The sequence below is a fragment of the Halioglobus sp. HI00S01 genome, assembly GCF_001635445.1.
GTDB classification, from domain to species: domain Bacteria; phylum Pseudomonadota; class Gammaproteobacteria; order Pseudomonadales; family Halieaceae; genus Halioglobus; species Halioglobus japonicus.
The window spans coordinates 19,077-42,291 of record NZ_LWEE01000025.1 but is presented as its reverse complement, the minus strand read 5'-3'; the positions used below and the strand labels follow the sequence as shown (position 1 = coordinate 42,291).

26 protein-coding genes are annotated in these 23,215 nt (G+C 58.5%); 17 read left to right on the top strand and 9 right to left on the bottom strand.

Translation table 11 applies throughout. From position 1 onward, the window contains the following. The first annotated feature begins 122 nt into the window (after positions 1 to 122). From A3709_RS05165 to A3709_RS05130, 8 genes are read left to right on the top strand one after another with little or no spacing between them, the layout of a single operon-like run. On the top strand, positions 123 to 1,109 hold the full coding sequence (locus A3709_RS05165; protein WP_066051101.1) for a LysR family transcriptional regulator: 987 nt from the start codon (positions 123 to 125) through the stop codon (positions 1,107 to 1,109). An 8-nt stretch (positions 1,110 to 1,117) separates the two neighbouring features. Then, entirely contained in the window at positions 1,118 to 1,927 is an 810-nt protein-coding gene (locus A3709_RS05160; protein ID WP_082849907.1) for a DUF3450 domain-containing protein, read from the top strand. Continuing rightward, positions 1,924 to 3,258: a MotA/TolQ/ExbB proton channel family protein gene (locus A3709_RS05155; protein ID WP_066051096.1), complete on the top strand. Its 1,335-nt coding sequence runs from the start codon at positions 1,924 to 1,926 to the stop codon at positions 3,256 to 3,258. The genes A3709_RS05160 and A3709_RS05155 overlap by 4 nt, the downstream gene beginning before the upstream one ends. Before the next feature lies 1 nt (position 3,259). Then, complete coding sequence (locus tag A3709_RS05150; protein ID WP_066051093.1) at positions 3,260 to 3,781, top strand: MotA/TolQ/ExbB proton channel family protein; 522 nt, start codon at positions 3,260 to 3,262, stop codon at positions 3,779 to 3,781. Next, the gene (locus A3709_RS05145) at positions 3,778 to 4,188 is read left to right on the top strand and encodes a biopolymer transporter ExbD (RefSeq protein ID WP_066051090.1); all 411 of its coding nucleotides are present in this window, start codon (positions 3,778 to 3,780) and stop codon (positions 4,186 to 4,188) included. Before A3709_RS05150 ends, A3709_RS05145 begins: the two co-directional genes overlap by 4 nt. Then, positions 4,185 to 4,883, top strand: a complete 699-nt coding sequence (locus tag A3709_RS05140) for a TonB family protein (protein ID WP_066051087.1) — start codon at positions 4,185 to 4,187, stop codon at positions 4,881 to 4,883. The genes A3709_RS05145 and A3709_RS05140 overlap by 4 nt, the downstream gene beginning before the upstream one ends. Continuing rightward, the gene (locus A3709_RS05135) at positions 4,873 to 6,630 is read left to right on the top strand and encodes a lipopolysaccharide assembly protein LapB (protein WP_066051084.1); all 1,758 of its coding nucleotides are present in this window, start codon (positions 4,873 to 4,875) and stop codon (positions 6,628 to 6,630) included. The genes A3709_RS05140 and A3709_RS05135 overlap by 11 nt, the downstream gene beginning before the upstream one ends. Before the next feature lie 37 nt (positions 6,631 to 6,667). Then, positions 6,668 to 7,969 carry an amidohydrolase family protein gene (locus tag A3709_RS05130; protein WP_066051077.1) on the top strand — a complete coding sequence of 434 codons (1,302 nt, stop codon included), beginning with the start codon at positions 6,668 to 6,670 and terminating at the stop codon, positions 7,967 to 7,969. Here the strand turns inward: A3709_RS05130 and A3709_RS05125 are convergent. From A3709_RS05125 to A3709_RS22475, 3 genes are read right to left on the bottom strand one after another with little or no spacing between them, the layout of a single operon-like run. Beyond that, positions 7,966 to 8,808 carry an FAD-dependent oxidoreductase gene (locus tag A3709_RS05125; RefSeq protein ID WP_066051074.1) on the bottom strand — a complete coding sequence of 281 codons (843 nt, stop codon included), beginning with the start codon at positions 8,806 to 8,808 and terminating at the stop codon, positions 7,966 to 7,968. The genes A3709_RS05130 and A3709_RS05125 overlap by 4 nt on opposite strands. Next, a complete protein-coding gene (locus A3709_RS05120) occupies positions 8,798 to 9,604 on the bottom strand; it encodes an SDR family NAD(P)-dependent oxidoreductase (protein WP_066051070.1) in 807 nt (268 codons plus the stop codon). Before A3709_RS05120 ends, A3709_RS05125 begins: the two co-directional genes overlap by 11 nt. A 14-nt stretch (positions 9,605 to 9,618) precedes the next feature. Beyond that, positions 9,619 to 10,620: a MaoC family dehydratase N-terminal domain-containing protein gene (locus A3709_RS22475; RefSeq protein ID WP_082849906.1), complete on the bottom strand. Its 1,002-nt coding sequence runs from the start codon at positions 10,618 to 10,620 to the stop codon at positions 9,619 to 9,621. Between the two features lie 275 nt (positions 10,621 to 10,895). On the opposite strand from A3709_RS22475, the gene A3709_RS05110 reads away from it, so the two are divergent. From A3709_RS05110 to A3709_RS05095, 4 genes are read left to right on the top strand one after another with little or no spacing between them, the layout of a single operon-like run. Then, complete coding sequence (locus A3709_RS05110) at positions 10,896 to 11,432, top strand: MaoC family dehydratase N-terminal domain-containing protein (RefSeq protein ID WP_066051065.1); 537 nt, start codon at positions 10,896 to 10,898, stop codon at positions 11,430 to 11,432. Then, the gene (locus tag A3709_RS05105) at positions 11,422 to 11,847 is read left to right on the top strand and encodes a MaoC family dehydratase (protein ID WP_066051062.1); all 426 of its coding nucleotides are present in this window, start codon (positions 11,422 to 11,424) and stop codon (positions 11,845 to 11,847) included. Before A3709_RS05110 ends, A3709_RS05105 begins: the two co-directional genes overlap by 11 nt. Positions 11,848 to 11,868: 21 nt before the next feature. Further along, positions 11,869 to 12,732, top strand: coding sequence for an LLM class F420-dependent oxidoreductase (locus A3709_RS05100; RefSeq protein ID WP_066051059.1), 864 nt, complete (start codon positions 11,869 to 11,871; stop codon positions 12,730 to 12,732). Position 12,733: 1 nt separating this feature from the next. After that, positions 12,734 to 13,258 carry a nuclear transport factor 2 family protein gene (locus A3709_RS05095; protein ID WP_066051057.1) on the top strand — a complete coding sequence of 175 codons (525 nt, stop codon included), beginning with the start codon at positions 12,734 to 12,736 and terminating at the stop codon, positions 13,256 to 13,258. 61 nt (positions 13,259 to 13,319) lie between these two features. Here A3709_RS05095 and A3709_RS05090 read toward each other — a convergent pair whose 3' ends face one another. Next, positions 13,320 to 14,234, bottom strand: coding sequence for an SDR family NAD(P)-dependent oxidoreductase (locus tag A3709_RS05090; RefSeq protein ID WP_066051055.1), 915 nt, complete (start codon positions 14,232 to 14,234; stop codon positions 13,320 to 13,322). 11 nt (positions 14,235 to 14,245) lie between these two features. Next, on the bottom strand, positions 14,246 to 15,421 hold the full coding sequence (locus A3709_RS05085) for a steroid 3-ketoacyl-CoA thiolase (protein WP_066051052.1): 1,176 nt from the start codon (positions 15,419 to 15,421) through the stop codon (positions 14,246 to 14,248). 238 nt (positions 15,422 to 15,659) lie between these two features. Here A3709_RS05085 and A3709_RS05080 point away from each other — a divergent pair, with 238 nt between their 5' ends. The 5 genes from A3709_RS05080 to A3709_RS05060 all read left to right on the top strand — a co-directional run bounded on the left by A3709_RS05080 (position 15,660) and on the right by A3709_RS05060 (position 20,385). Continuing rightward, complete coding sequence (locus A3709_RS05080) at positions 15,660 to 16,127, top strand: MaoC family dehydratase (protein ID WP_066051049.1); 468 nt, start codon at positions 15,660 to 15,662, stop codon at positions 16,125 to 16,127. 63 nt (positions 16,128 to 16,190) lie between these two features. Continuing rightward, on the top strand, positions 16,191 to 17,342 hold the full coding sequence (locus A3709_RS05075) for a DUF819 family protein (RefSeq protein WP_066051046.1): 1,152 nt from the start codon (positions 16,191 to 16,193) through the stop codon (positions 17,340 to 17,342). Between the two features lie 22 nt (positions 17,343 to 17,364). Then, positions 17,365 to 18,798: an aspartate aminotransferase family protein gene (locus A3709_RS05070; protein ID WP_066051042.1), complete on the top strand. Its 1,434-nt coding sequence runs from the start codon at positions 17,365 to 17,367 to the stop codon at positions 18,796 to 18,798. A 66-nt stretch (positions 18,799 to 18,864) separates the two neighbouring features. Next, entirely contained in the window at positions 18,865 to 19,266 is a 402-nt protein-coding gene (locus A3709_RS05065) for an MAPEG family protein (RefSeq protein ID WP_066051865.1), read from the top strand. Positions 19,267 to 19,386: 120 nt separating this feature from the next. Continuing rightward, positions 19,387 to 20,385: a hypothetical protein gene (locus tag A3709_RS05060; RefSeq protein ID WP_066051039.1), complete on the top strand. Its 999-nt coding sequence runs from the start codon at positions 19,387 to 19,389 to the stop codon at positions 20,383 to 20,385. Here A3709_RS05060 and A3709_RS05055 read toward each other — a convergent pair. Genes A3709_RS05055 through A3709_RS05040 form a run of 4 tightly spaced genes read right to left on the bottom strand, consistent with a single transcriptional unit; the run spans position 20,363 to position 23,117 of the window. Further along, a complete protein-coding gene (locus A3709_RS05055; RefSeq protein WP_066051036.1) occupies positions 20,363 to 21,292 on the bottom strand; it encodes an FAD:protein FMN transferase in 930 nt (309 codons plus the stop codon). The genes A3709_RS05060 and A3709_RS05055 overlap by 23 nt on opposite strands. Before the next feature lie 24 nt (positions 21,293 to 21,316). Beyond that, positions 21,317 to 22,468, bottom strand: a complete 1,152-nt coding sequence (locus tag A3709_RS05050; RefSeq protein ID WP_066051033.1) for a DUF3570 domain-containing protein — start codon at positions 22,466 to 22,468, stop codon at positions 21,317 to 21,319. Between the two features lie 11 nt (positions 22,469 to 22,479). Then, positions 22,480 to 22,692 carry a DUF4266 domain-containing protein gene (locus tag A3709_RS05045; protein ID WP_066051030.1) on the bottom strand — a complete coding sequence of 71 codons (213 nt, stop codon included), beginning with the start codon at positions 22,690 to 22,692 and terminating at the stop codon, positions 22,480 to 22,482. Beyond that, on the bottom strand, positions 22,689 to 23,117 hold the full coding sequence (locus A3709_RS05040; protein ID WP_197484073.1) for a TlpA disulfide reductase family protein: 429 nt from the start codon (positions 23,115 to 23,117) through the stop codon (positions 22,689 to 22,691). Before A3709_RS05040 ends, A3709_RS05045 begins: the two co-directional genes overlap by 4 nt. Positions 23,118 to 23,215 lie beyond the last annotated feature (98 nt).

Here is a 23,215-nt window from a genome sequence, read left to right as displayed (position 1 = left end):
CTTGTAGGTTGCGCCGGCTTCTTCTGCCGGCCTCGAGACTTAATGTAGGGCCAGTTGAACTATTCCTCAAATGGCATATATTCATTAAATGGATGAATTTTGTTCATTATGCGGGGCGCTAAATGAAACTTAGTGAGTTGGGTCGGCTCGACCTCAATCTTCTTGTGGCGCTGGAAGCCCTGCTCGAGGAACGCAGTGTCTCCCGGGCGGCTGAGCGTCTGTACATTACCCAGTCGGCGATGAGCAAAACTCTGGGGCGTTTGCGCGACCTGTTTGACGATCCACTCTTTGTTCGCAGCGGTGCCGTCATGGTGCCTACGCCCCGTGCCGAACAGCTGGCAGAGCGCCTGCCTGAGGTGCTGCAGGCGGTGCAATCCATGGTTCAGCCGCAGGAGTTCGACCCTGGTACCTACGAAGGCGAGATCAACCTGCTGGTTCAGGGGCACATGGGCGCGTGGTTTGTGCCCCCGTTGGTGCAGCTGTTACAGGAGCGTGCGCCGCGCCTGCGTCTTAATACCGTCTCCGGCGACCAGGCATTTGAGGATAACCTGGCGGACGGCACCCTGGACCTCGTCTTTCAGATCGAGCGTCTGTCCTACCCGCCAGAACTGGAATTGACGACCCTCGGTATCACTGAGCCGGTGATCCTCGCACGCAAGGCACATCCACTGGCGGGCAGGGCCACCGGTGTAGAGGAGCTTGCCCAATACCCGATGGTCAGCCTGCTGTCGACGGATATTGCCAATGCACGCTTCTATGAAGGTGCCAGCAGTGAGCTGCTTGAGTACGAACGCCAATNCCCGCCTCAATATCATACCGACGATTTACAGACGGCCTTGCACATCCTGCGTACCACAGACTGCGTTTTTCCAGCGCCACCGATGTTTACTACGCAGTTTGATCTCGATCGCTACGTCGTGGCGCTGCCCGTGGCCGGATTGGAGGAGTTGAGCATTCGCTATGTCGCCGTCAGGCATCGTCGGGTGTTGGGATCGCCAGTACATGACTGGATGTACACACTGGTGCTCGAACTGATCGACAGCTTCCGCCAGGGCCTTGGATTGCCCGACCTCAAGACCTTGCGTTCAGAACTTGAGTTGGCCTACTGAGGTCCCGGTTGAACTGGTATGCTCGCGCTATTCTCGATAAGGAACTCATGTTGAAAAAGACGCTTATCCCGACGGTGCTGATCGCCGCCCTGGCCAGTGTAGCCCCGCTTGTGCAGGGGCAGGACATAGACACGCCCCTGGAGGTGGTGGCTGAAACCAACCGCGGGGCAGAAGCCTCACAGCGCAAGATTGATGAATTGTCGCGCCAGACCCGGATGCTCCTCGAAGAGTATCGCAGCCTGCGTGAAAGTTCCGAATATCAGGATGCCTATACGCGTGAACTGGAGCAGCTTGACGCTGCGCAGCAGGCCCGCATTGAATCCCTGAACCAGCAGATTGCCCAGGCGCGGATTACCCGTCAGCGCATCTTGCCGCTGATGCGCAGTATGGCGGATGCCCTGGAGAAATTCGTGGTTCTCGATCTGCCGTTTCATCAGGAGCAGCGCGTTACCGGAGTCTTGCAGCTTAAACAGCGTCTCGATAATCCCCAGCTGTCCGTGGCGGTGCGCTTTCGCCTGTTGCTCGAGGCCTATCAGATAGAGCAGGGCTACGGCAACACGGTGGAAGCCTGGCGCGGCGCCTTGCAGCGCGATGGCGAACGTCGCACCGTCGAGTACCTGCGCATTGGCCGGGCCGCACTGTATTACCAGAGCCTGGATCGGGCCCACAGTGCTTACTGGGATCACGACAGCCAATCCTGGGTAGATCTGGACAGTACCGCCAATCGGAGTATCGCCCGTGCCATGCGCGTGGCGCGCAATCAGGCAGCGCCTGAATTACTCGAACTGCCGCTACTGCCAAGCGGAGGTGCACTATGAGAATCACGCTATTGATTGCACTGCTCATTCTGGTGGCGCCTGCGTATGCCCAGATAGACAATCTGGATGCGCTGTTGCTCAGCGTCGAGGAGCAGCAGCAGGAACAGCGTCAGCTGAACCAGCAACGCGAACGCGAGTTTTTGGCGGACAAGCAACGTCAACAGCAATTGCTCATCGAGGCCCGGCGTGATTTTGAGCGCCAGCAACAGGAGAACCAGCCGTTGTTGCAGGTCACTGAGGCCAACGCTCGTGAGATAGCGCGACTCGAGCAGGAACTGGCATCGGTCGTGGAAGATATGGGCGATATTTCCAGTGGCTTTCGCGAGTTCGCAGGGGATTTCTCTGCCGTGCTGCAAGAGTCGATGCTGACTGCGCAGTTGCCGGCGCGCAGTGCTCAACTGCGTGAATTGGCCGATGCAACAACGCAAGTCACTATCGAAGAGATCCAGTCGCTGTGGTTGCTGGTGCAGGAGGAGATGACCAAGGCGGGCAAGGTCACCCGTTTCCCCGCAGAGATTGTCGAAACTTCAGGCGCGACGGTTCCAGCCGAGGTGTTAAGAGTGGGCGTGTTTACCGCTTGGGCAGGCGGCCTGTTTCTGCGCTATGTCCCTGAGACAGGTGAGCTTCTTGCGCTGAGCCAGCAGCCTCCCGCACGCTATCGGACTGCTGCGGCAGACTTTGGTAAGCAAACGAATCCGCAAATGATGGCGATCGATCCTACCCGAGGCAGCCTGCTCGGGGTGATGACCTACACGCCTGATCTGCGCGATCGGATAGAGCAGGGCGGCACCATTGGCCTGATTATTATTGGCCTGGGTGTTTTCGGTGCGCTGCTGACACTTTGGCGATTGGCGGCGTTGACCCTGCTCACTCGAAAGATTCGCAAGCAGTTGGACAACATCGATACTCCTGTCGCCGACAACCCGCTGGGACGGGTGTTGATGTCGGTAAGTGAAGTTGCAGATCAGGAAGAAGAGTTACTGCAATTGAAACTGGACGAGGCTGTGCTGGCAGAAATGCCAGCTATTGAACGCGGCAACGGCCTTATCAAGCTGTTTGCCGCGATCTCACCGCTGCTGGGTCTGCTGGGCACCGTAACAGGAATGATTTTGACGTTTCAGGCGATCAGTCTTTTTGGAACCGGCGATCCCAAGCTCATGGCAGGCGGTATTTCTCAGGCCCTGATGACCACGGTGTTTGGTCTGGTTGTGGCCATCCCCCTCCTGTTCGGACACAGCGTAGTGGCCTATTTGTCACGCGGCATGATTCAGCGTCTGGACGAGCAATGCGCGGGCGTGCTTGCCCGACACGCAGAGCAGCAGGACGGCTAAAATGAATCAGGTCTACCAGATCACCGATTTTATGGCCCAGGGGGGCGAAGTGCTGTGGCTGTTATTTGCGACCTGCCTGCTGTTGTGGTTTCTAATTCTTGAGCGGGCCATTTTTCTGCGCTTTGTCTGGCCGCGCCGTGCGGAGAAGGTGGTCAGTGCCTGGCAGGCTCGCATCGATCGGGATTCGTGGCGCGCCCGGCGCATCCGTGAGGCGCTGGTATCAGAGAACAGTATGGCGCTGCATGCGGTTATACCGTTGATCAAAGTGCTGGTGGTCCTGTGCCCCTTGCTGGGCTTGCTGGGCACGGTAGTGGGTATGGTTGGCGTGTTTGAAGTGATTGCGGTCAGCGGTAACGATGATGCGCAGGCCATGGCCAGCGGCATTTATCGGGCGACGATCCCTACCATGGCGGGTCTGGTCGTTGCACTGACAGGGATTTATTTTACAGTGCGCCTCAGGCAGCTCGCCGATCGAGCGGCCAGTAAACTCCAGGGGCGCCTGGTACTGGAGGTGGCGGCATGAGTGCCCGTCGTCATATCCCCAGCGAGGATGAAGCCGAACTCGACATGACACCGATGCTGGACATCGTGTTTATCATGTTGATCTTTTTTATCGTCACCACGTCGTTCGTCAAGGAGTCGGGTGTGACGGTCAATTCGCCGCAGGCAGAAACCGCGTCCGCCCAAGAGAGCGCGAATATTTTCATCGCCATTACGGCCAGTGGTGAAGTCTGGGTCGACAGGCGACCGGTAGATCTTCGCAGTGTTCGCGCCATTGTGGCGCGCTTGCACGCGGATAATCCAGAAGGGTCGGTGATTATCCAGGCGGATGAGGCCTCTTCGACGCGGATGCTGGTCGAAGTCATGGACCAGGTGCGCCTGGCCGGTGTGCAGGGTATAGCCATTGCCGCCGACAAGGGCAGCCAGTGAGCGTGATCGCTTCCGCGAGAGTATTGCCTGCGGCCCTGGGAGCGCTGGCGATTACGCTGGCGGTGTTTGTCTTTATCCAGAGCCTGATCGAGGGCAGCCAGCGCGAGAACATAGAACTCGCGGTGTACGAGGAAGTGACCATACTGCGTGACCTGCCTGAGCCCGAGGATGATACCGAGCCCGAAGACAGCCCTGAAGACGCGCCCGTGGAGCCTGAACTGGAGCCGCTACAGGTAGCGGCGCCTGCGGTGGCAGAAGTGACCCAAGAATTGCAGATGCCGGTGCTGGATCTGGCTGTGGGCGATCTTGCTATCAATGCAGTCGGCGATACCTGGGCCGCCCCCGCGGCTCAGGGGGCGGCCAGTTTTGGCAGCGGTGGCCAGGATGCCCGGGGCTTTGTGGAGGTGGTGCCGTACAACACGCGCAAACCCAACGTGCCTGAGGTTGCCTGGGAAAATAAGATCAGTGGCTGGGTGCTGGTGGCATTTACCGTCACACCCGAGGGCGCAACCCGCAATGTGCGCATCCTCGATGCAAGACCCCGCGGCGTCTTCGAGGAGAAAGTGATTGCCGCTGTCGAAGACTGGCGGTACACCCTTTCATTCAAAGGTAAACAGCGCAGTAATCTGGTGCTCACCCAGCGGGTAGAGGTGCACTGGAAAGACTATCCGCAGAATCTCCCCAATGTTGACTAAACCGCTTTTGCTCGCTCTGCTGCTGAGCCAGTTCGTGGCCGTGGCATTGGCCCAGGACACCGGCCAGTATCGCAGCCGGGTATTGCTCGACCCGCTGGGTGACATTGGCAAGGGCAGCGAGATGTCGCTGCAGGAGCTGGAGCAGAGCATAGACAGCATTCGCGATCCCTACGCGCGTTCCAGCGCAACGCGACACCTGGCCCGTCACTACGTGAACGAAGGCGACTACCCGGCGGCAATAGCGTGGTATCGCGAGGCGCTGCGCAGCGATGGCCTGTCTGCGGTGGCCAATCGGGAAATGCGCCGTGAGCTCGCCCAGGTCTATCTCCAGGCGGAGGAATTCGCGGCTGCTGCCAGCCTGCTGGATGAGGTGTTGGCTATGGAACTCGTGCCAGCTACCGCGGATTTTCTGCTGCTGGCGCAAGCGCGCTACCGGTTGGGTGACTATGTGGCTGTGGTGGTTGCACTGGATGGTGTGCAAGCCGCAGGACTCACGCTGGATGAAGAGCAGAAACGCCAGGCATTGGCATTGTACTACCGCGCTGGCGCCTATCCGCAATGTGAAACCCTGCTCAGGGAGCTACTTGTGGCTGCGCCGCAGGAGGCGGATTACTGGCATCAGCTGGTCTCTGTCTATCTACAGCAGAGCAAGCGCCAGGCTGCCTTGGACCAGCTGATGCTGGCGATGGAGCAAGGGGTGGACTTCGATCCATCCCAGTATGTGCTGCTGGTTGACCTGTTGGCGGTTAACGGCAATCCCTATGGCGCTGCGTCCCTGCTGGAGCAGCTTATGGCCGCCGGTACATTACCCCACAGCGGCGCGCATTTGCGCAAGGCCTTTGAATTATGGTTCCAGGCGCGAGAGCGCGGACGGGCGCAGCAGGCCCTGGTAGCGGCCGCGCGGGAGACGGGCGACACCGAACTATACCTCTACCTTGCGCAGCTGCAATTGGAAGATGAGGCCTGGCCGGACGTGGAGCAAACGGTGCTGTTAGCCTGTCAGCGTCGCCTTGAAGATCGCTTTGTCAGTCGGGCCAACCTGCTGCTGGGTGTCAGTCTGCTCAAGCAGGGCCGGGATGCGCCGGCACGGCAGGTGCTGATCAACGCTACACTGGTCGGCGGCGCTCATCAGCAAGCGGCGCAGTGGTTGAGGTTTATGGATGCGGTGCCACCCAATGAGGATGAGTTGCGACGCGTGCGCGGGCCCTGTTTCGGTAGTGAGGGTAAGCAGTTGGCTCTGATCGAATCAATGCCGCAGCAGCCAGCGCCTACCCAGCCTGAAAGCGAGCTTGAATCTGCGGACGTCGACACCGTTCCGGTGCTGGAAGTGCAGCGCGCTGCAGCTACCCGCTATTTCTTTGCGGCCTATGACGAACCACTGGAACAATTGCTGCCGCAGATGCGCACGCTCGCGGTGCGCCAGAGTGTCAGCCTGGTCAAAGCCAGTGGCACCGCGGACGGTGCGCCCCAGTTTCTCAACCTGCAGAATATCAGAGGTATAGGCATTCCATTGCGGGGCAATGCCCAGACGAGAGGACGCTATCGGGTCGTGTCGACTAAAGCCTTTGATTTTGTGTCATTTGCGGTGTCCCCGGAGGCAGGGGTTGAGGCGCAGTTGACAGCTGCGCTGGCCAGCCTGGAGAAGGCCGGTATCATACCGTCGGGAGGCTGGCGTCTGGTACCGGATCAAGGGCAGAATGAGTCCCTGCAACTGCAACTGGGTGTAATGGCGCCGGTGACGCAGTAAGTCAATACTAATAATTTGCAGTTTAAGGAGCGAAATCATGAAACGGATGTTGGGCGTTGTAGCAGCGATGGCGCTCACTGGTGCCGGCGCGGTGCAGGCCGAGACCGTGGTTTATTGCGGGCAGTTGGTCCAGGTAGAGCCACTCAAAATGCTCGAGCGCCAGACGATCCGGCTCGACGGCAATCGCATTGTGGCGGTTGAGAGTGGATATCAGGCGCCGGCACTGGACGACGATATCGTCGATCTCAAGAGCGCAACCTGTATGCCCGGCCTGATGGACATGCATGTGCATCTGGCGCATCAATTTTCCGCGCATGTGTACCTTGAAGACTTCAAACTCAACGCCGTCGATTATGGAATACGCGCGACGATTAACGCCGAGAAAACCCTGATGGCAGGCTTTACCCAGGTGCGGGAACTTGCCGACCAGAGCCACGGCTCATCCATTGCTGTGCGCAACGCCATTAATACAGGTCTGGTGCCAGGCCCTCGGGTCATAGCATCCGGCCGTTCCATCGCCACCACAGGCGGCCATGCCGATGGTACCAATGGTCGCAAGCGCGAGCTGATGTTTGACCTCGGCCCGGTGGGCGGTGTGATTAATGGCCCCTATGAAGCACGTCATGCGGTTCGACAGCGTTATAAGAATGGCGCCGATATGATTAAGATCACCGCCACCGGTGGCGTGCTGTCCGCCGCCAAGTCCGGTCAGAATCCGCAGTTTATGGCCGACGAACTCGAGGGCGTTATTGCAACAGCGCGCGACTACGGCATGCCCGTGGCGGCCCACGCGCATGGTACCGAGGGTATGTACCGTGCGGTGGTGGCCGGTGTCGATTCGATTGAACACGGCACCTACATGGACGAAAAAATCATGAAGCTGATGAAAAATCAGGGCACGTACATGGTGCCCACGTTGCTGGCGGGTAAGTGGGTCGAAGACAAGGCCCAGACCCAGGGTTTTTTTCCGGAGATGGTGCGCACTAAAGCCGCCACAATTGGCCCGCTGATGATGGACACCTTTAACCGGGCGTACGAGTACGGTGTGCCCATTGCGTTCGGTACAGACACGGGTGTGTCGGCACATGGCGAGAACGGCAAAGAGTTTGCCCTGATGGTGCAAGGGGGAATGAAGCCCCTGGAAGCGATTCGCAGCGCTACCTGGCATGGTGCCAAACTCACCCGTACTGATGATGAGCTCGGTAAGCTAGCCGCAGGCTACCTCGCCGATATTGTCGCTGTACAGGAAGACCCTCGGGACGACATCACCACCCTTGAGCGGGTGGCGTTCGTCATGAAGGATGGCGTTGTCTACAAAAATGAGGTGGTCAGCGACTAAATTAACTGGCTGATCCGGCGGGCGTCGGCAATAGCACTATCGATGTAACCGACGTAGCGGCAATCACCCACACGGTGGATGATCGCGGGCAAATCGACAAGCTGGTCAGTCATGCTCGCATCTCCCTCAGCGCCCATAGCGATAATCACCTGTTTTGCGGGGACAACCTGCAATTCGCCTTTATGTGCATAGACCACTGCGTCGCTGCGCATCTCTTTGACGGCGGCGCGATTCAGGATTCTGACCCCGTGCTCGCGCAACTCTTGCAATACCCGGGCTCGGCGCACAATGGCCAGTTCCGCGCCCAGGGCAGTGCCGGGCTCAATGACGGTGATCTTGCGGCCCCGTTCGACCAGAAATTCAGCCAGCTCCAGACCTACCAGACCGCCGCCAATAATTACAACTTCATCGGCGATGGGCATCCAGATGCGCGATGCGAAACGCAGCAATTTGATCGAACGTAAGGCCTGCGAGAACCGCGCGATGCTGACCGCCATGCGTGCCAGGGGCGACAGTTTAGCGGCGGCGCGGGTGTCGGTGCCGAGTAAGATGCCTCGCAGCTGATCACCATCGAAGACGTGTCGCTGTTCCTTGCCCATGATATCAAGCGCCCGACGCAGAGCCCCGGTCGCAACAATGACATGGTCTGCCCGGTACTGTGCGATAGTCACTGCTGATGCCTGCTTGCCCTTCTCAAGCGCGATCGGCAAACGACGCATTTCCTGTTGCAGATACTGGATGAGCCGACCGTTGGGTTCATAGGCCAGCGCCGTGCGATTGCGCAGTGCCATGCCCCCGATCTTGCCGGGAGCGAGCAGGGCGGGGAACTTATTTGGCACTGCGATTATCCAGTGTTAGCTCCCAGTCCGGTACGTGCAGTTGTGGCGTCTTGCCGCCGTCAACCGGTAGCACCACTCCGGTGATGAATGTCGCTTCGTCGGAGGCCAGGAAGCAAATGGACTGGGCCAGGTCTTCTGGTGTGCCCAGGCGCTGGATGGGAATGGACGAGGCCATAAGGGCCTTCATTGCATCGTTCTTGTACACGGAAGCGTCAAGCCCCGGTGTTTCCACCGCGCCGGGCGCAACGACATTCACGCGCACACCATAGGGTGCTGCTTCCATGGCGGCACACATGCTGAACTGGTTGACCGCAGCTTTAGCGGCGGAGTACGCACCGGCGGCGATACCAGCGCGCAGGCTGCTGACAGAGGAGATGTTGATGATGGCGCCGCTGCCCTGGGGCTGCATGATTTTAAGGGCGGCCTGTACGCCAATGAAGACACTCTCCACGCAGACCCCGAAGTTGGCGCGCCAGGCATCGATGTCCTGGTCGACTATCGTGCCACCGATGACCGTTGGTGCATTGTTCACCAGAATATCCAGGCGTCCGAACTCATCCGCCGTATTCTGGATAAGCGCGGCGAAAGCATCGATGTCACCAATGTCCAGATCAACGCCGCGGAATTTTCCGCCTAAGGCTGCGATTTCATCCGCGAGACTATCGAGGCGCGGCCGGCGGCGCGCACAGGCAATGACCTGTGCGCCCTCGCGAGCCAGTTGCAGGGCGGTCGCTCTGCCAATACCCATGCTGCCGCCGGTAACGATGGCCACTTTGTCCTGGAAGCGGTTACTCATGTACTAACTCCTTGTTATTGGTCGGCGAGACGCACGGTGGCGCTGCCGGTCACGTGATATCCACGGCTGTTGCGGCCCCCGAAATCGACACAGACATGGTCGGCCTCGATACTGCTGACACGGCCTTGAAACACCATGGTGTCCCCTGGCGTGTTGGGTGCCATTAGCTTGAAGCGCAGCGTCTGCAAGCGGCCGCCGGGCCCGGCCCAGTCGCTCAGGTAACGGCCGGATAGGCCACAGGTGGTGAGAATATTCATGAAGATGTCGGGCATAGCGGCGTCTTGAGCAGCGCCGAGATTGTGATGGACATCGATAAAGTCCTGGCTGGCAACAGCGCCGCTGACTATCAGCTTGTGGGTAATGGGAATAGCCAATTCAGGCAACGTCTGGCCTTCTGATACCGCTGCGGTAGTGATATCACGATAGTCGGTTTGCCAGGTGTGGGAGGAGGCTGCCGGTTGGTCTGGCTCGCTGGAAGCTGCCGCTGTGCCACTGGCCTGTTCGGCCCGGGGTTGATACTGAAAATAGGTGATTCTGGCGATGGCAAAGGGCTGGTCGTCAGTGTCCAGGTATTCAACCTGCTCGGTGACAAAATAGCCCTTGCCCAGAGTGGTTTCCTTCAGTGGCGAGATATCGACAATGGTGGTGTAGTGGTGAGCGCGGTCGCCTTCTTGCAGGTAGCGTAAAAACTCCAGGTCATAGCTGACGGCGACATTGGCCGGGTAGCCCGCCTTCGTCAGGTCGTCAAATATCCGGTAGGGCGCCGCCTGTGTGGAACCGGGTGCGTAGCGCATATTGACGTCGCGCATGGTCCACATCTGCATCATGGTAGGTGGGGCAATAGCGTTTTCAATGCGGTGGCTGGCGTGATATTCCTGGTCAAGGTAAAGCGGATTGCTGTCACCCATGGCGCTGCACCATTGCCAGATTTGCACCCGCGAAACAGGATTAAAGCTGTGATAGGGGCCCAGGCGTTTGCCCATTGACGATGCTCGGTCGAGAGTGTCTTCGCTCATAATCTGCCGCTCAGGAGAGATGTACACAAAGATAAGACCTGGGTAGCCACCGCGCCAGCACCGATGGCGTCAAAAACATTGTTCTCTGCGGTCAACCTGGGTGTTGTTCGCGGTACGACTGCTTGTACAACCGGGTGAAAACCGCGTTGTACGGTTCCCATTTCACCTGTCTCGTGGCTATAGTTTCTGTCTTGTGACCTCTCGCAATGCCGGCCATGGCTAATAAAGATAATGCCGCCCGCATTGCAGCCGAGTAAGCCCAGGAGCGCTGAATTATGAAAGCCGTGTTGGATACCACCTCTTTTCTCGGTGGTGACTGTGGACCTTATAATAGTTGGGACGCTGTCAACGCGCCGATGATTCGACACTGGTGTGAGGTCATGGGTGACAGCAACTCAATTTATACCGATGCCGAGGCCGCTCGCGCCCAGGGGTTTGCAGGTGTGGTCGCGCCCCCGGCCATGCTGCAGGCCTGGACGATGGCAGGTTATCAAGGAAAGGCGGCCCCTGGCTCAACCGATGCCAACCCCATGGCTGTGTTGCCGGAGTTGGAAGCGGCTGGCTTTCCCGCCATCGTTGCGGTGAATTGCGAACAGGAATACGAGCGTTATCTGGAGGAGGGTGATGAGGTTTATCATCGCTCCACGATTGAGTCGATCTCCGAAGAAAAGACCACGGCCCTGGGCGTCGGGTTTTTCGTGACGCAACTGTGTACGTACTTCAATCAGCGCGATGAGGTGGTGGCGACCATGCGTTTCAGGGTGTTCAAGTACCGCCCACACCAGGCACCGGAGAGCCGTGATGAGCAGTGAATCTCTCGCGGAAATGACCGTCGGTCACACTCTTCCGGAACTGGCCATTGAAATTACTCCTAAGCTGATTGTCGGCGGTGCTATTGCCTCTCGAGACTACCAGAACGTCCACCACGACAAAGACGCTGCACAGGCGTTGGGCTCACCGGATATCTTCATGAACATTCTGACTACCAATGGCCTTGTGGGCCGGTATATCACCGATTGGGCCGGGCAAAATGCGCGCGTGCAAAAAATTGCAATACGCCTGGGTGCGCCTAACTTCCCGGGTGATACCATGCATTTGCAGGGTGAGGTCAGTGCCGTGGATAGCGCGGCGGGCCGGGTGGAACTGAGCATCCGCGGCGTTAACCGTATTGGCGACCACGTTACCGCCACGGCAGTGGTCGAATTCCCTTATCGGGCTCACAAATAACAAGAGTAAGGAGTGACAAGGATGCATCTCGCGTTCAGTTCAATGAATACCCCCAATGATCCGCACCCGGCGGAACTGGCCAGGGCCCTGGAAGATCGCGGCTTTGAGTCGCTCTGGTATGGCGAACACAGCCATATTCCCTGTTCGCGTGCCACGCCGTATCCCCCCGGCGGTGAAATGCCCGATCCTTATCGACAGATGATGGATCCCTATCTCTCTTTGATGACGGCAGCCAACGCGACGACAACCCTGAAATTGGGCACTGGAATTGCGCTGCTTATGGAGCGGGACATTTTCGCCCAGGCCAAGACGATTGCCACGCTCGATCGTCTTTCGGGTGGACGGGTAATGATTGGCACGGGCGTGGGCTGGAATCAGGAAGAGTTCGAGAACGCCAGCCCGCATCCGTTCAAGAAGCGCTATACGCTGTTACGCGAAACCGTCGAAGCCACTCGGGCACTGTGGACGGAGGAACAAGCCGGGTACAAAGGCACTTTTGTGAAATTCGATCCCGTATGGAGTGATCCCAAGCCTCTGCAGGTCGGCGGGCCGAAGATTTTCCTGGGCGCGATGGGGCCTGTGGGCGTGAAGCACGCGGCAGCCTGGGCCGATGGCTGGTATCCCGTGGATGTCGCATTAGGTGATGTTGCCGCCAGTATTGCTGCCTTCAAGGAGCAGGTCCGGGAGGCAGGCCGCAACCCTGATGAGGTCGAAATCAATATTCAGATCATGGACACCAGCAATATGGATAAGCTCAAGGAATACCGTGACATGGGCATTCAGCGGGCTACTATTGGTGTGAATATGGAACTGTGGGACCAGCCCGAGGCGGCGCTGCCCATGATCGATGAATTTGCAAAAGTGATACCTGACCTGGCGGCCTGATATGGTTTACCCGACAGAGAAAGTAATGCGTGCAACGGCGGCAAAGCTGGTTGCAGCGCACCAGGAGGCTTCGCGTACTCAGGACTGGTTGTTTTTCGTCGATGAACTGTATGCCGAAGACTGCATCTACACCTGTGAATATGCCGGTGTGATGGAAGTTGTCGCCAACGGTATAGACGAGATCAAGGCTACGCACTATGGCCGCGATATGCAGGTTGGCTGGGAAGGCTGGACGTTTCCCTATGAGGACGTTTATGTAGGCGGCGACAATCGCTTGGTGACTCACTGGTGGAACCGCGGCCCAGGCCAGCGCCCTGAGGGCGGCTACTACCAGACGCCCGGCGTATCATTTATTACCTTGAATAATCAGGCGCGTATTTGCCGGCAATTCGATATGTTTGATCTGGCCCACCAGATGCGCTTGTGCGATGAGTTGGAAAGTGCCGGTTTGCTCTCCCTGCAGCTGAAGGAGGAGTGGGTTAAGCCGATGAAGGCACGCCTTGCAGTCGCGCTCGCTGGCGACTAGGCACAAAAAAGCCCCGGGGTAAGGTCTCACCCCGAGGCTCTCTTTTCAGCAGATTGTCCGCTTATACCGGCGGAACGGAGAAGCCACCCCAAACTGACATGTAGTCGTCGTTGTAGTGCTCGGCCAGTGTGTCGTGCAGGCCTTCCACATCCCACTTGGCAGCGCCTTTGGGGTTCACGAACGTTTCGCGCAGGGTGGGGCGCTGGGCGATCTGGACTTCATTGCCCCATACCACCATCACCTCACCAGAGATCTTGCCTGCCTCGGGCGATGCCAGGTAACCCACCAGCGGGGCGACGTTGGCGGGATCAAACATATGGAAGCTACCGTCTTCGGGGGCCGCGAACATTTCAGCGGTTTGGCCGCCGGCGGTCATGTCGGTCAGAGCGCGTGGCATGATGACGTTGGCGGTAATGCCGTATTTGCCCAGTAGCTGCGCTGCGCCCATGGTCATTGCCACGATACCCGCCTTGGCGGCGGCGTAGTTGGGCTGGCCGGCAGAGCCGTAGAATGCCGCCTCAGAAGACGTGCTGACCAGGCGGCCATACACTTCCTCACCGGCTTTGGCTTTGTTGCGCCAGTAGGCGGTGGCGTTGCGCATGTTCACGAAATGGCCGCGCAGATGAACGCGTACGACGGAGTCGAACTCATCGTCGGACATACCGAAGATTGTCTTGTCGCGGCAGAAGCCAGCGTTGTTCACCATGATGTTGAGGTCACCGAAGCTGTCCAGGGTGGTTTTCATCAGGTTCTCAGCATCGGCCGAGTCGGCGCAGTCGCCGTAGACCGCAATGGCTTCGCCGCCGAATCCCTTGATTTCCTCCACCGCAGCCTCAGCGGCTTCCTTGGCGTCAGGTAGGCCAATGTCGTTGATGACAACCCGTGCGCCCTGGCGGGCCAGCTGGATCGCTTCTTCGCGTCCCAGGCCGCGGCCTGCGCCGGTAATGACAGCTACCTTTCCGGTCAGGTCTCCCATGTGAATACTCCTTAGATTCGTTCGATGATGGTGCCGGTGCCCACGGAGGAGCCGCAGCACATAGAAATGAGAGCGGTGGTTTTGTCCGCTCGCTCGAGTTCATGCAGCGCTGTGGTGATGAGACGGGCGCCGGTTGAACCAACAGGGTGCCCCAGAGCAATCGCGCCTCCATTGACGTTAACTTTGTCGAGGTCAGCGTTGTATACGCTCGCCCATGACAGAACGACTGCGGCGAAGGCCTCGTTGATTTCAACCAGGTCGATATCGTCCATGGTCATGCCGCTGCGCTTGAGGAGGCGCGCGGTGGCGTCCACGGGGCCATCGAGCAGGTAATAGGGGTCTGTCCCCACAACACAGTCGGAGATGATGCGCGCCCGGGGCTTGAGGCCGCGGGCCTTGGCCTCTTCTGCGGTCATCCACAGTACCGCCGCGGATCCGTCGGAAATCTGGGACGAGTTGCCGGCGGTGTGAATGTTGCCGTCCATGACCTGGCGCAGTTGGCCCAGGCCTTCGAGCGTTGTATCGCGCAGGCCCTGGTCTTTGATGACGGTTTTGGTTGCACCGGTGAGCTGGCCGTCTTCGCCCATAATTGGCGCCTCTACGGCAAAGGTCTCACGGTCAAAGCGACCCTCGTCCCAGGCGCGCTTGGCGCGCAGCTGGGAGTTGTAGCCGAGTTGGTCGGCCATTTCGCGGGTAATGCCGCGGTTGTCGGCGATACGCTGCGCGCTGGAGAACTGATCCGGGGTGGAATCCCAGGGCCAGTTTTTGGGGACAAAGTAACCCGGACCGTTCATGACGTTCATGCCCAGGCCGACGCGGCTCATGGATTCAACACCACAGGCGATACCGATATCGATGGTGCCGGAGCCAATCATCGAGGAGATCATGTGGTTGGCGGTCTGGGCCGAGCCACACTGGTTGTCCAGGGTGGTGCCACCGGCGGTGTAGTCATTGCCGAGGTTGAGCCAAGCGTTGCGAGTAATGTTGCTGGATTGTTCACCGGCCTGGGTGACGCAGCCACCGGCGAGGTAGTCGACATCGCTGTATTCGAGGCCGCTGCGTTTCATGATTTCGGCCAGTGACAGCCCCAGTAGTTCCACCGCGTGGAATCCGCTGAGATCGCCAACCACGGGTTTGCCGCGGCCAATGGGGGTTCGCACTGCCTCTACGATGACTGCTTCGCGCATGTTAAGTCCTTATTCGGGGGAGAATCTTGGGCCACACAGTCTACTGTAAGGCCGTGTGGGAACAATGACAGATTGCGTCATTTAGATGGACCTATTCTGCCGCCAGAACGCGCATTGTCGCAAGCAGGTGAAATTCAAAAAATGCTTGCGGTATAGAGGTTTAGGCCCGATGTGTGACGAGCTGCGAGTACCATAGGCAGCCGTTGATAACTTTCCATGCCGCAAGGAGTAAAAGGCTATGAAACAGTATAAACACGATGACGTAGAAGCCCTGCAGGAGCTGGTATCTGAAGAGTTTGGCAACTGGAGCCAGCCGGTTGAAGTCAGCCAGGATATGGTTAACCAGTTCGCTGAGTTAACCGGCGATGACTACTGGATTCACACCGACCCTGAGAAGGCCAAGACGGACAGCCCCTTTGGCTGCACCATCGCTCACGGTTTTCTGACCCTGGTGCTCATGCCGAAAATGCGCTCGGAGCCCACCTATGAAGTCGTTGGCTTTAACAACATGCTCAATTACGGCTCCGATAAGTTGCGTTTCACTGGCGCGGTGCCCGTAGGTAGTTCCATCCGCAGTCGCTCTCGCATTAAGGAGATCAGTGCTACTCCCAAAGGCACCAAGATGGTGATGGAACAGCATATTCACGTGGTGGGGCAGGACGAGCGGCCTGCGGTCATTTATGAGCTGGTGATCTTCTACATGTAAACCTCCCGCAACCCCCTCAAAGCGGTTAGACTCTGGGGCAAGTATTCCGCGACTAAAACTATAATGCCCCTTCTTACATTCGGGTTGCTGTTTGCCTCCCCTGCGGCGGTTATCTGGCTGGTACGTCATCAGGCCTGGGCTGCGCGCCTGGGCGTGGTGGTTATATGCTATCTGGCTGGCCTGTTGGTCAGCACGCTTAATCTGTTCGACCAAAATCAGGTTGAGGCGGCTTCCACCGTCGGATGGCTGTCTATAGGCCTCGCGCTGCCGCTGCTGTTAATGGCGCTGGATTTACGCAGCTGGCGCTCGCTGGCGGGGAAGGCCATGCTCTCCATGTTTCTGGCCACTTCGGCGGTAGTGGCGGTGGCTACTTCGCTGTACTTCCTGTTCGCTGATGGCGTCAGTGCCAGGCATTCGCACCTGGCAGCTATGTCGGTAGGGGTCTACACCGGTGGCACACCGAATCTCGCCGCCATCAAGGCCGGGCTGGATATCGCCGATTCCGATTATCTGCTATTTCACAGCGTGGACACTGTCATCGGCGCAGCCTATTTGTTGCTGATGCTAACCGTCGGTGTTCCCTTGTTTCGGCGCCTGCTGCCGGGGCGCGCGCAAATGCAGGCTGAAGGTACCGTTGATAGCCGGCTCGAGGAAGACTTCAGCCTGTTGTTACAGCGACAGACGATATGGCAGGTGCCCGTTGCACTTGCGGTGGCGGCGTCGGGAGCTGGCGCCGTATACGCACTGGCGAGCTGGCTGGCCGCGACATTCACCGCGCTCCCCATGACGCCGCTACTTATCGTATTACTCACCACCGCCGGCGTCGCACTGTCCTTTACAGCGCTGCGGCAAAAGCTTACCCACGCGTATCGCATCGGTATGTATCTGATTTATGTATTCTGTTTTTCGATCGCTGCAACGACGACGCTGGAGACGCTGGCTGGCGCAGATCCCATGATTGGCCTGTTTGTGCTGGGTGCTGTACTCGGTAGCGTGGTCGTACATGCGGTGTTGTGCCGATTCGTGGGTGTCGATGCGGACACCTTTATGGTGACCTCGGTGGCGGCTGTGTGCAGCCCCCCGTTTGTGCCGTTGATTGCGCGGGCGCTGGGTAACCCCGGCCTGCTTATGTCCGGCATGATGACGGGCATTGTCGGTTATGCCCTGGGTAACTACCTTGGTATCTCCCTGGCGCTGGTGTTGTCGGGAATCTAGATTTTGAGCAGGAGTGAATAACATGCATAAACCTATGCCGGAGAAGGGCCGCGCCGGCCCGGAAGTGCTCGCAGAGCTCGATGCCTTCAAGGCGCAGGACCCCCGATTCAAGGAGGGCAGGGTGTGGAGCCTGGTGTACTACCTTGACGAAGAGCACTCCGGCTTCATTAAGGATGCCTATCACAGCTACGCCAGCGAAAACGGGCTCAACCCGGGTGCGTTTAAAAGCCTGAAGAAAATCGAATCCGAAGTGATTGCTGCAACGGCGGAAATTCTCAACGGCACTGAGGATGTGTGTGGTGTGGTCACCTCCGGCGGTACCGAGAGCTGTCTCATGGCGGTAAAAACCTACCGCGACATGGCCAGGGATATGCGCGGCGTAAAGAAACCGGAAATGATTCTTCCGGAAACGGCGCACGTGGCCTGGTTCAAAGCCTCGGAGTATTTCGGTGTTAAGATTCGCCTGGTACCACTGACCGCTGACTTTACACCGGATTTAAAGAAGCTCAAGCGCCTGATCAACCGCAATACCGTGATGATTCTTGGCAGCGCCCCGGAATATCCCCACGGCACCATCGACCCCATTCAGGAGATGGGCGCTATCGCGGAGAAAAAGAACATCCCGTTACACGTCGATGCCTGTGTGGGCGGGTTTATTCTGCCATTTATCGAAGACAATGGCGGTGCTGTACCGCCCTGGGACTATCGTGTACCCGGCGTAACGTCGATCTCGGCGGATATTCACAAGTACGGCTATGCCGCCAAGGGCGCGTCGACGATTACCTATCGCAATCTCGATTATCTGCGTTATCAGATGTTCGTCTATGAAAACTGGGCTGGGGGCGTGTTTGCTTCACCGGCCTTGTTAGGTACTCGTCCGGGTGGGGGCTACTCAGCGGCCTGGAGCGTACTGCAGTACTTTGGCAAGGAGGGTTATCGTCAACTTGCCCGGGAAACGGTGGGCGCGGTCGATGCCCTGAAGGCAGGCGTGAACAGCATTCCTGAACTGGAGGTCATGGGGAATCCCATTGGACCGCTGTTTTCGTTTCGCTCTACAGATCCAACGTTGAGTATCTATGCCGTGGGCGACCAGATGGACGCGCGCGGCTGGCAGGTGAACCGCAATCAGTTTCCCGAGGGCTTGCATGCCATGGTCACCGCTCAGCATTTGAAGGTCGTCGACCAGTATATTGCCGATCTCAAGGCTTCAGTTGGCGTGGTGCGCGCCAATCCAGCGCTGGCCAGGGAGGGCGGGGCTGCCACTTACGGTATGTTGGCGCATGTGCCGCTGCGGGGCATGGTGCGCAAAAAGGTCCTGGAGATGTTCAGCGAGCAGTATCGTGCCGGAGGGGGTGAACTCGACCTTAGCTCGGGCGACGCAGCGGGCGGTCCGCCGGGACTGGTTGATAAACTGGTGAACTGGTATGTCCAGCGACAGCAGCGTAAGGGCCGCTAGGCTGGCGCTCGGTGATTGTTGCGGCGAATCCCGTTCCCCAATTGGTTTTTGATGGAGTCTGAATTTATGGAAATCATTGCAGCCTATGTTTCGACGATTCACGCCCTGGGCGTATTGGGTGCTGTGATGCTCTGTCAGCTACTGCTGGCGGATATTATCGGAATGCGTCGCGGACATGTTCCCGGAGCACTCGCGCCGGCCGATCACGACGACCTGTTATTTCGCGCCAGTCGCTCCGCCGCCAATACCAACGTGAGTATGGCGATCTTCATTGTTGCGGTCGGGTTTTGTGTGGCCTCGGGTGCCTCGCCGACTGCAACGGCGTATGCGGCCTGGGGGTTTGTCGGCGCGCGGGTTCTGTATGCCGTCTGCTACTACGCCAATCTGAAGCTGCCGCGCTCAGCGGTATTTGCATTTTCTCTGGTGGCTATTGCAGCGCTGCTAATCATCGGATTTACCGCGCATTGACCGACGATCGCGCCACAGTAAGGGCGTGACTGCAGCGGTTTGATCTGCCCGCAGTGGGCGTAATCTGATTGAGGCGAACTGGCGTAAACATCGTATAAGTACTTTTTTAAAGGGGTGATCATGGTCAGGTTTGCCAGTCGCTTGCTCACGGCGGCGCTAGTAGTGCTGCTGGCGGGTTGTTTTCAGGTGGAGATCGCGGGCCCAGTCGGCGGAAGCACAATCACCATTACCGAGCTGCGGTCACGGGCGCAGGTGCTCGATCCGGTCGTCAGCGAAGATCAGGCGTCGATCATCAGCAGGGTCGGCCAGGGTCGCTGGAATGGCTTCGACGATTTGCAGCGGCTGATCAATCTGGGCAACTTTTTTATCGATGCCGGCTCCCTGGTCGATACCCGTTTCTATCTCGTCACTGTCAGCGGCGGCGTCGATGTAGACGCCAATACCGACGGCCAGGTGGATGCTAACGGGACGCCAGTGGCAGGGGAGTGGCATGCCATCATGCGTGGTAGCGATCTCAAAGAGGGCGGCGGCAAGGTGTCAGTCTTGACTGAAGCCCTTTACCAGGTCGTTCGCGAGGAAATCCCTCAGCTCAACAACCCCCAGCTGCTGGCCCGTCTGGATGAGCTCGCCCGCACTATCATTACGGACACTACGGACGATGGCACGGTCGACTACGCGGATGTCCTCAACTGGACTGTGCTGTTCGACGTCGATAAATACCAGTTGGATTATGCCAGTGTGGAACAGCTGCAGGGTGTTATTACAGCTGGCTCGGGAAATGTCAGCAGAGCTGCGTTCCAGGTAATAGGCGAGGATGAGCTGGATGCCCTCGCGTTCTTCGAGGAAAAGATTGCAGACCAGATCATTCAGGCCCGCTGTGTGAACTGTCATGTGGATGGTGGCGTTGCCCGCAATACCGCGCTGGTGTTTGCGCGCAACAACAATCCAAATTATGTCGAGCAGAATCACCAGGTGTTTGTACGTCTGGCGGCGGTGCGGGAAGTGACGGCGTTTGTCACCAGCAATGCCCAGGGCCAGAGCGGTCATCGCGGAGGGGTGCAGCTGCGAGCCGGTAGCGAGGACCTCGAGAACTTGTTCACTTACCTGCGCTTGCTCTAGCGTCAGGGGTGCCTAATGGGCCGTGAACCTGCAGTTCGCTGTCCACAGCGCACCATGGAAGGCCACTCTCCCGCAGCCATGTAAGTGCCGACTCCCTGTCAGGTGCGAGCATGGCCACGGTAGCAACACTGCCTGCAACCATACACTGCTCTCCCTGTACTGATGCGGCGATCAGGCCCCGCACCGGCAAACCGGTGGTTGGATTCAGGTGGTGGCTGTAGCGAACACCGTCAATGATCATGCAGCGTTCATAGTCACCGCTGCTCGCCAGGCGCAGATTGGTCATCGGCAGGGTCGCACAGGACGATCCAGGGGAGCGAGGATGGGTAATCGCTACGGACCATGGCAGACCATCACCCTGCGGGCCGAGCGCGGCCAGATCGCCGGCCATATCCAGTAGCGCATGCTGAACCCCTTGTTCGGCGAGATAGCGAATGCCGCAATCCACGGCATATTCCTTGACCAGTCCACCCAGGTCCAACTCCATGCCTGGCCGCGGTAGCCGTATGCCATGGTCATCCCATTCCACTGAGGGCCAGTCGATCAGCGGCAGTAGTGCTTCAATAGCGCCGGCCGCCGGTACCGTGCCACTGCGAAAGTCCCAGGCGCGACGCAAAATCCCTGACGTGGCATCGAACCGGCCCTGGCTCTGTTGGTAGAGTTCGTCGAGATAAGCGCATAGCCCTGCGGTTTCAGGGTCAATGGCGATGGGCGCGGGTTGGCCCGCCGCGGCGTTGATGGTAGACAACAGGCTGTCGGTTCGGTAGCGGGAATACTTCTGTTCCAGGCGCCCGATTTCCGCCTCCAGCCCGAGTAGGACTGATGTTTGCAGGGGCGTATGGCTGTCCATGAAGACAGTGCAGGGGCCGCCCATGGCCTTGAAACGATGTTCGGTGCGAAAAGGCATATTGGCATTATACGCCCGGAGTGGTTACTCGAAACGGTAGTCCAGAGCCAGTGTCGCACGCCAGAAATCCACCAGCGCAGGTGCTTCCTCGCCACCATAGAGGCTCCAGCTACTGTCAGAGCGATAGCGTTCGCCGGCGACGGTGACGCGCCAGTTGTTCATACTGGCGACCAGTCTCGCACCGAGGGTCACTGCGCCGAACGATGACAGTCGGTAGTCGTCGCTGAAATAACGCTGAGCGGGATCTGCGATTACGCTGAAAAAATCGGCCTCACTTTGGCTGTAGTAGCGAACATAGGGCACGACTGAGAATCGTCCCAGGGTCTGATGCCATTCACCGCGCAGCGTATGTGAATCGATATCCCAGTTGTCGCTGTAGTAGCGATAGTCGATATGCAGTGCAGCGTCGGGTGCAATCAGGAATTTTCGCCAGGACGCGCTGGCGGTGGTTCTGCTGCGACGGTCGGGGCGCTGGTCAAGCAGCTTGTAGGGGTCGCTCAGGTAGCCATTGGATACGGAATAGCTTAGGCCGAGACGAACCAGTGCCGTCTGGCTAAGAATCTGGGTCATGCCAAACCAGGCTGAAGCGGTATCCTTTTGCTCATCTTCAACATTGGTGGGGATGGTGCCCTGGGTAGGGGAGATGTCGTCGTCTGCGTACGACACAGCGCCGCTCCAGGTGCGTGAGTTGTCGCTGCTGTTCCAGGCGCCGTCCAGGCCAATGGATTTGGAGCGATAATCGTCCTCATCGGAGTAGCCCAGCTGAAGACCCGCGTTGCCCCGCGGCATGTAGTAGCGCGTGGTGGTGCCTACGTAGGTGCGGGTATCGGAAATGCTGGCGCCGCTCATGAATACCGCTGCGCCGCCATCCGCGGTTTCGCCCACAAACCAGGGCGAGGCGCCGCTCATGTGTTCGCGCTGTACATCCAGGGCAAATGACCAGTCATCGGCAATCGGGGTCAGGAGATGGGCCTGATAGATGTCGATGTCATAGCGCTCATTGCTGCCAAGGATCACCTTGTTCCTGGACAGATCATCTTCCTGATATTTGCTATAGCGAATGACGGCTTCCGCCACCTCTGGCGGCGCGTCGGCATTTGCGACGGGTGTATAAGCGGGGAGTAGCAGGGCACTGGACGTGAGTGCCAGTAGTCTGGGGTTGTCAGTGTCACGCATGCGCCGCAGTCCTAGTTGCAGCCACAGCCACCACCGGCTGCCCCGGCGCCGCCACTGGACGCTTCCTTGCTGTAGTGGATCTGCGCCTGGAGCGCTGACTCGCGCGGGTCGGCATTGAGCTGCATCTCAGGTTTGGCGAGATAACCCCGCTGCCAGGGTTGCACCTCACTGGTGGCGCAGCCCATGGGGAGAGGCAGGAGCAGCATCAGCAGCAGCCGTTTCATTCGTTGAGTAACTCCATTAGCGTGGCGCGTACCTTTTGTTCGTCGTTCTTGCGAAACCCGGTGTGCACGCCGCGCACAACGCCGTTGCGGTCAATGTAGAACGCGGTGGGCATTCCGAGGATCTCAAAGTCGGCCGGGCTGTTTCCCTCTGGATCGAGCAGGACTTCATAGTCCACCGGGTAGCGCGCGAGAAATGCCTGCGCATCCTCTGTTTCGGCATCAACGTTCACGGCGACAACAATCAGCCCCTGGCTCTGCAGTTCGGCGTAGATGCGGTTGAGCGCAGGCAGGGAAACACGGCAGGGGCCGCACCAGGATGCCCAGAAATCCAGGTAAATAACCTTGCCGGAGAAATCATCAAGGGATACGAGTTGCTGAGTGTCAGTCAGGGAGGGTAGCTGTAGCGAAGGAGGGCGTTGACCCACATCCACAGCTAGTAGAGCCCCTGGGCTCAGCAAGAGCAGGGCAACAAATATATGGGACAGAATCGGGGCGCGCATAAAGTTAATTACGCAGGTGCAGC

Coding starts and splice junctions, on each gene's coding strand:
- A3709_RS05155 (WP_066051096.1), top strand. CDS start 1,924: ATGAGAATCACGCTATTGATTGCACTGCTCATTCTGGTGGCGCCTGCG.
- A3709_RS05150 (WP_066051093.1), top strand. CDS start 3,260: ATGAATCAGGTCTACCAGATCACCGATTTTATGGCCCAGGGGGGCGAA.
- A3709_RS05145 (WP_066051090.1), top strand. CDS start 3,778: ATGAGTGCCCGTCGTCATATCCCCAGCGAGGATGAAGCCGAACTCGAC.
- A3709_RS05135 (WP_066051084.1), top strand. CDS start 4,873: ATGTTGACTAAACCGCTTTTGCTCGCTCTGCTGCTGAGCCAGTTCGTG.
- A3709_RS05130 (WP_066051077.1), top strand. CDS start 6,668: ATGAAACGGATGTTGGGCGTTGTAGCAGCGATGGCGCTCACTGGTGCC.
- A3709_RS05120 (WP_066051070.1), bottom strand. CDS start 9,604: ATGAGTAACCGCTTCCAGGACAAAGTGGCCATCGTTACCGGCGGCAGC.
- A3709_RS22475 (WP_082849906.1), bottom strand. CDS start 10,620: ATGAGCGAAGACACTCTCGACCGAGCATCGTCAATGGGCAAACGCCTG.
- A3709_RS05110 (WP_066051065.1), top strand. CDS start 10,896: ATGAAAGCCGTGTTGGATACCACCTCTTTTCTCGGTGGTGACTGTGGA.
- A3709_RS05105 (WP_066051062.1), top strand. CDS start 11,422: ATGAGCAGTGAATCTCTCGCGGAAATGACCGTCGGTCACACTCTTCCG.
- A3709_RS05100 (WP_066051059.1), top strand. CDS start 11,869: ATGCATCTCGCGTTCAGTTCAATGAATACCCCCAATGATCCGCACCCG.
- A3709_RS05095 (WP_066051057.1), top strand. CDS start 12,734: ATGGTTTACCCGACAGAGAAAGTAATGCGTGCAACGGCGGCAAAGCTG.
- A3709_RS05090 (WP_066051055.1), bottom strand. CDS start 14,234: ATGGGAGACCTGACCGGAAAGGTAGCTGTCATTACCGGCGCAGGCCGC.
- A3709_RS05085 (WP_066051052.1), bottom strand. CDS start 15,421: ATGCGCGAAGCAGTCATCGTAGAGGCAGTGCGAACCCCCATTGGCCGC.
- A3709_RS05080 (WP_066051049.1), top strand. CDS start 15,660: ATGAAACAGTATAAACACGATGACGTAGAAGCCCTGCAGGAGCTGGTA.
- A3709_RS05075 (WP_066051046.1), top strand. CDS start 16,191: ATGCCCCTTCTTACATTCGGGTTGCTGTTTGCCTCCCCTGCGGCGGTT.
- A3709_RS05070 (WP_066051042.1), top strand. CDS start 17,365: ATGCATAAACCTATGCCGGAGAAGGGCCGCGCCGGCCCGGAAGTGCTC.
- A3709_RS05065 (WP_066051865.1), top strand. CDS start 18,865: ATGGAAATCATTGCAGCCTATGTTTCGACGATTCACGCCCTGGGCGTA.
- A3709_RS05060 (WP_066051039.1), top strand. CDS start 19,387: ATGGTCAGGTTTGCCAGTCGCTTGCTCACGGCGGCGCTAGTAGTGCTG.
- A3709_RS05055 (WP_066051036.1), bottom strand. CDS start 21,292: ATGCCTTTTCGCACCGAACATCGTTTCAAGGCCATGGGCGGCCCCTGC.
- A3709_RS05050 (WP_066051033.1), bottom strand. CDS start 22,468: ATGCGTGACACTGACAACCCCAGACTACTGGCACTCACGTCCAGTGCC.
- A3709_RS05045 (WP_066051030.1), bottom strand. CDS start 22,692: ATGAAACGGCTGCTGCTGATGCTGCTCCTGCCTCTCCCCATGGGCTGC.